The sequence below is a fragment of the Spirillospora sp. NPDC127506 genome, assembly GCF_040302145.1.
Classification (GTDB): Bacteria; Actinomycetota; Actinomycetes; order Streptosporangiales; family Streptosporangiaceae; genus Spirillospora.
Map to the genome: position 1 here is coordinate 1 of NZ_JBEORG010000088.1, position 5,213 is coordinate 5,213.

The window sequence follows — 5,213 nt, forward strand, 5'->3', positions numbered from 1 at the left end:
CCGAAGCGGCGGCCACGGGCAGGCACGCGGAGGGCGCTCCAGCGCCCGGAGCGGGCATGCCCGGCGACGCAGGCGACCGCAGCGACCCCGCACACACCCGTCACAGGCACGACAGACCGCAACAAAGGAGCGAGGATCGCCTGCGTCGCTAACGGGGGTTCCAGGGGGTCGCCCCCCTGGGCTACAAGGGCGGCCAGGGGATCGCCGGCCAGTCCTCGGGCGGGTACGGGTGGATGCGGTGTTTGAGCATCAGTTCGACGCGGCGGCGGGTGGCGTCGACTTCGGCGGGGGTGAGGAGTTCGGCGAGGCGGGCGCCGAGGGCGCCGCGCAGGGCGGCGTCGACGCGGGCGAGGGCTTCGAGGGCTTCGGTGGTGAGGGGTTTGCCGCGCCACTGCCACAGGACGGTGCGGAGCTTGTACTCGGTGGAGAAGCAGACGCCGTGGTCGCAGCCGTAGACGTGGCCGTCGCCGGGCGGGAGCAGGTGGCCGATCTTGCGGTCGGCGTTGTTGACGACGGCGTCGAACACCGACATGCGGCGGATCGCCTCGTCGTCGGAGCGGGACAGGGCGACGAGGTCGATGTCGGGGTCGGGTTCGACCCACAGCTGCACCATGCCGGGGCCGTAGGGGCCGTCGCGGTGGACGGTGGGCGGGACGGTGCGCCAGCCCATGACCTTGGAGACCTCGTAGGCGGCGACCTCCCGCTCGGCGAGGGTGCCGTCGGGGAAGTCCCACAGGGGGCGTTCGCCGGCGACGGGCTTGTAGACGCAGTTGGCGGTCCGGCCCTCGTGTTCGATGGAGCAGTACAGGGTGGCGTTGGACGCCTGGACGAGGCGGCCCTCCACGTCGAGGCGCCCGGCGGACAGCAGCCGTTCGGCGGCGGCCGTGTCGCGGGGCGGCACGGGGCGCCCGGGCGCGTCGCGGCCGGTTCCGCCGGCGGGCGCCCGGTCCCGGGAGGACTGCGTCATGTGTTCATTCTCCCGGCCACGCCGTCCATGATCCAGCACGAGGGGACGCTCATCTCAGCCCATGTACCCGTTCTGCCGCGGGCAGACGTGCCCGTCGCCGTCGAGCGGCAGCCCGCACAGCGGGCACGGGGGGCGGCCGGCGGCGACGACCTTGAGGGCGCGTTCGGCGAACGCGCGGGCCTGGGCGGGGCTGATCCGGACCCGCAGGACGGCGATGGCGGGGTCGTCCTCGCCGACTTCGGGCTCCTCCGCGGTCTCGGTGACCTCCTGCGCCTCGATGACGACCTGCTCGCCGTCGGGGTCCCAGGCGAGGGCCATGGTGCCGACCTTGAACTCCTCTTCGACGGGCTGGTCGAGGGGGTCGTCGTCCTGGAGTTCGGTGGGGGTGACGGCGGGCACGGGGGCGTCGCCGCCGCTGCGCCGCAGCACCTCGTCGAGGAGCTCCTCCAGGCGTTCGGCGAGCAGCGTCACCTGGAACTTCTCCAGCCCGACGCTGGTGACCCGGCGGCCGGAGCGGGCCTGCAGGTAGAAGGCGCGGTCGCCGGGCCGCCCGACGGCGCCGGCGACGAAGCGCTCCGGCAGGTCGTAGGAGATGACGGGCATGACACCGACCCTACGCGCCGCCGCCGACGGGCGCGTCACTCGACCCGAGTCCGTCTTTCCCGGAATCTTCCTCCGGCGGGGGCGGAACCAGACCGGCGGTGTCGCCTCCGGTGTCGTTGAGCCGGAGGACGAACGGCCGCGTTTCGGTGTAGCGGATCGCGGTGAGCGAGGCGGGGTCGGCCTGGATCCGCTGGAACTGGTCGAGGTGGAGGCCGAGGGCGTCGGCGACGACCGCCTTGATGATGTCGCCGTGGCTGCAGACGGCGTAAAGGGCGCCGGGGCCGTGCTCGGCGGCGACGCGGTCGTTCCAGTCGCGGACGGCGGTGACGGCGCGGTGCTGGGCGGCGGCGAGGGACTCGCCGTCCTCGCCGGGGAACCGGGCGGCGCTGGGGTGGGCCTGCACGACCCGCCACAGCGGTTCTTCGGCGAGTTCCTTGAGGGGGCGGCCGGTCCAGTCGCCGTAGCGGACCTCGCCGAACCGCTCGTCGGTCTCGACCTTCTCGACGGGCGGGGTGCGCGCGGCGGCGATCGCCGCGGCGGTCTCGGCGCAGCGTTCGAGGGGGCTGGACACGACGGCGGCGAGCGGGAGGGACGCCAGCCGGGCGGCGACGGCGGCGGCCTGGGCGCGGCCGCGGTCGTCGAGGCGGACCCCGGGCGTCCATCCGGCGAGCACCGGGCCGGTCATCGCGGTCAGGCCGTGCCTCACCAGGAGAAGGGTCGTCACAGCGGCCACTCTAGGAGATCTCCGGCGTAACGGCGGCGTGCGGTGCGGATGCGGGAGAATGCACGGTGTGATCGTGGACAAGGCCCTCTACGCGGGCGGGACGCGCCGCGACATCGACGGCGACATCAGCGACGCCTTCGACGCGGCCCGCGAGGAGGGCGACTGCTTCCTGTGGATCGGCCTGTTCGAGCCGGGCGAGGACGAGTTCGACCTGATCAAGGACGAGCTGGACCTGCATCCGCTGGCCGCCGAGGACGCGGTGTCGGCGCACCAGCGTCCGAAGATGGAGCGCTACGGCGGCACGCTGTTCGTGGTGCTGAAGACGCTGTCCTACATCGACGAGACCTCCGACATCGAGGTCGGCGAGATCATGGTCTTCCTCGGCCGGGACTTCGTCGTCACCGTCCGGCACGGCGCCGGGAACCCACTCGGCCCCGTCCGGCAGCGGCTCGAGGACGACCCGGAGCTGCTGCGGCACGGCTCGACCGCCGTCCTGTACGCGGTGTGCGACGAGGTCGTCGACCGGTACGGGCTCGTCGCGCACGAGGTCGAGGTCGACATCATCGGGCTGGAGCGGGCGGTGTTCGACCCGGGAGCGCGGGACGTGACCGCCGACATCTACTCCCTCAAGCGGGAGGTGCTGGAGTTCCGGAGCGCCGAGGACCCGCTCGTCCCGGTGCTGAGGGAGATCGTCAAGGGCCGGGTCGCCGAGTGCGGCTCGACCCGCGAGTACTTCCGCGACGTCCTGGACCACCTGCTGCGCGTGGACGGGCAGGTCGACGCGCACAACGAGCTGCTGAACAGCGTGCTGACCGCGCATCTGGCGCTGCTCGGCAAGCAGCAGAACGAGGACATGCGGAAGATCTCCGCGTGGGCGGCGATCATCGCGGTGCCGACCGCGATCGCCGGGATCTACGGGATGAACTTCGACCACATGCCGGAGCTGCATTGGAGCTTCGGGTACCCGCTGGTCATCGCGGTGATGGCGGTCGCCTGCGTGCTGCTGTTCCGGCGGCTGCGCAAGAGCGGGTGGCTCTGACCTGGTGCCCTCGCGGGCCGGGGCGCTAGGGCGCGTCGTCGCGCGGGGACGGCGGGGCGGCGAGCAGGGCGGCCCACAGGTGCGTCTCGGCGCCCCGCGACTCCAGCCGGCGGCGCATCCGCTCCACGCCGCCGCGCGTGGGCAGCGCCAGCCAGACCAGCAGCGGGTAGCCGGCGACGAACCCGGCGACGAACACCAGCTCGCTGTGCCCGATCATCGCCAGCGGCAGGCCGAGCAGGATGACGCCCTCGGCGAGCGCGAACCGCAGCAGCACCGCCTGCCGGAACATCATCAGCGCCGTGCGGGCCGCCGCGGCGGGCTCGGCGGGCGCGGCGCCCGGCGCCACCGGCCGCGGCGCGCGCGGCCCGGCCGCCAGCGCGACGAGCGCGGCCGCGGCGAGCGGCGCGTAGATCCACGGGGGCGCGCCGTCGCGGCCGTCCCGCACGATCAGCGGCATGATCGCCAGGATGAGGACGGGCGCGGCGAGCAGGACGAGCATCATCGCGCGCAGCCGCCCCAGTTCCGTCCCCGTGCGCAGCGAGGCGAGGTAGCCGGGGTCGTCGCCCGGTCCCGCGCCGAACACCGGCGCCATGTCCGGGCCGTCGCCCTCCGGCGACCTCGGGGAGTACATCGAGAACGGGGGTGGCGCCATGGCTGCGCACTTTAGCCGGGCGGCGGGGCCCGGCAATAGATCTCACCAGGATCTTTGCGGGAGGGGAGAAACCGGCGCGGCCGATTGCTCACTTTCCGCGCGCGTCGCGGGGGCCGCTACATTGACCGCCTATGAAGGAGCGTCACCTCGGGCGGAGCGGGCTGCTCGTGTCCCGGCTGGGCCTCGGCACCATGACCTGGGGGCAGGACACCGGCCCGGACGAGGCGGCGGCGCAGCTCGCCGCGTTCGTGGACGCCGGGGGCACGCTGGTGGACACCGCCGACGTCTACAACGACGGCGCCGCCGAGCAGATCCTCGGCCACCTGCTGCGCGAGACCGTCGACCGGGACGGCCTGGTGATCGCGACGAAGGCGGCGATCCGGCCGAACGGCCGCTACGACGGGTCCCGCCGGCACCTCCTGCGCGCCCTGGACGCCTCCCTGGACCGGATGGACCTGGACCACGTCGACCTGTGGCAGCTGCACGTCTACGACCCGGCGACGCCGCTGGAGGAGACGCTGTCGGCGCTGGACGAGGCGGTCGCGTCCGGCCGCACCCGCTACGTCGGCGTGTCGAACTTCGCGGGCTGGCAGGTCGCCAAGGCGGCGGCGTGGCAGCGCGCCTGGCCGGGCCGCGCCCCCGTGGTGTCGGCGCAGCTGGAGTACTCGCTGCTGCGCCGCGACATCGAGCGGGAGGTCGTGCCGGCGGTGCTGGACGCCGGGGCGGGGCTGCTGCCGTGGTCGCCGCTCGGCCGGGGCGTCCTCACCGGCAAGTACCGCACCGGCATCCCCGCCGGGTCGCGCGCCGCCGCGCCGCACTTCGCCGAGTTCGTCCAGCCCTACCTGGACGAGGAGTGCGCCCGGATCGTGGAGTCGGTGGTGACCGCCGCGGAGGGCCTCGGCCGCTCGCCGCTCGCGGTGGCGCTCGCGTGGGTCCGCGACCGGGAGGGGGTGGCCGCCCCGATCGTGGGCGCCCGCACCGCCGCGCAGCTCCGCGCGATCCTGGAGAGCGAGGACCTGACGCTGCCGCACGAGATCCGCGCCGCGCTCGACGACGTCTCCGACACCACTACGGGAAGCCCGTGACCGACAGCCCTGACCACTCGCCCGACCAGCCCTCCCCCGCCGAGCGGGCCGCGTCGCCGCTGCGATCCTCGCCACGGTCCTCCCTCCGCTCCGCCGGTGTGCTGGTGTCGGTGTGCTCTGTCGGTGTGCTGGTGTCGATGTGC

Annotated in this window: 6 protein-coding genes; 2 read left to right on the forward strand and 4 right to left on the reverse strand. The window is 73.9% G+C overall.

From position 1 onward, the window contains the following. Positions 1-181: 181 nt before the first annotated feature. From ABTW95_RS35450 to ABTW95_RS35460, 3 genes are read right to left on the reverse strand one after another with little or no spacing between them, the layout of a single operon-like run. Positions 182-967 carry an SCO1664 family protein gene (locus ABTW95_RS35450; RefSeq protein WP_396455167.1) on the reverse strand — a complete coding sequence of 262 codons (786 nt, stop codon included), beginning with the start codon at positions 965-967 and terminating at the stop codon, positions 182-184. A 54-nt stretch (positions 968-1,021) separates the two neighbouring features. Then, positions 1,022-1,570 (reverse strand): DUF3090 domain-containing protein, encoded by a 549-nt coding sequence (locus tag ABTW95_RS35455; protein WP_396453122.1) that lies wholly within the window; start codon positions 1,568-1,570, stop codon positions 1,022-1,024. A gap of 10 nt (positions 1,571-1,580) precedes the next feature. Continuing rightward, positions 1,581-2,294, reverse strand: coding sequence for an MSMEG_4193 family putative phosphomutase (locus ABTW95_RS35460; protein WP_396455165.1), 714 nt, complete (start codon positions 2,292-2,294; stop codon positions 1,581-1,583). Positions 2,295-2,352: 58 nt separating this feature from the next. Between ABTW95_RS35460 and ABTW95_RS35465 the strand changes: the two genes are divergently transcribed. Further along, positions 2,353-3,333, forward strand: a complete 981-nt coding sequence (locus ABTW95_RS35465; protein ID WP_500228615.1) for a magnesium and cobalt transport protein CorA — start codon at positions 2,353-2,355, stop codon at positions 3,331-3,333. A gap of 25 nt (positions 3,334-3,358) precedes the next feature. Here the strand turns inward: ABTW95_RS35465 and ABTW95_RS35470 are convergent, their stop codons facing one another. Then, positions 3,359-3,985 (reverse strand): hypothetical protein, encoded by a 627-nt coding sequence (locus ABTW95_RS35470; protein ID WP_500228616.1) that lies wholly within the window; start codon positions 3,983-3,985, stop codon positions 3,359-3,361. A 131-nt stretch (positions 3,986-4,116) separates the two neighbouring features. Between ABTW95_RS35470 and ABTW95_RS35475 the strand changes: the two genes are divergently transcribed. Continuing rightward, complete coding sequence (locus ABTW95_RS35475) at positions 4,117-5,070, forward strand: aldo/keto reductase (RefSeq protein WP_396453114.1); 954 nt, start codon at positions 4,117-4,119, stop codon at positions 5,068-5,070. The last annotated feature ends 143 nt before the right edge of the window (positions 5,071-5,213 follow it).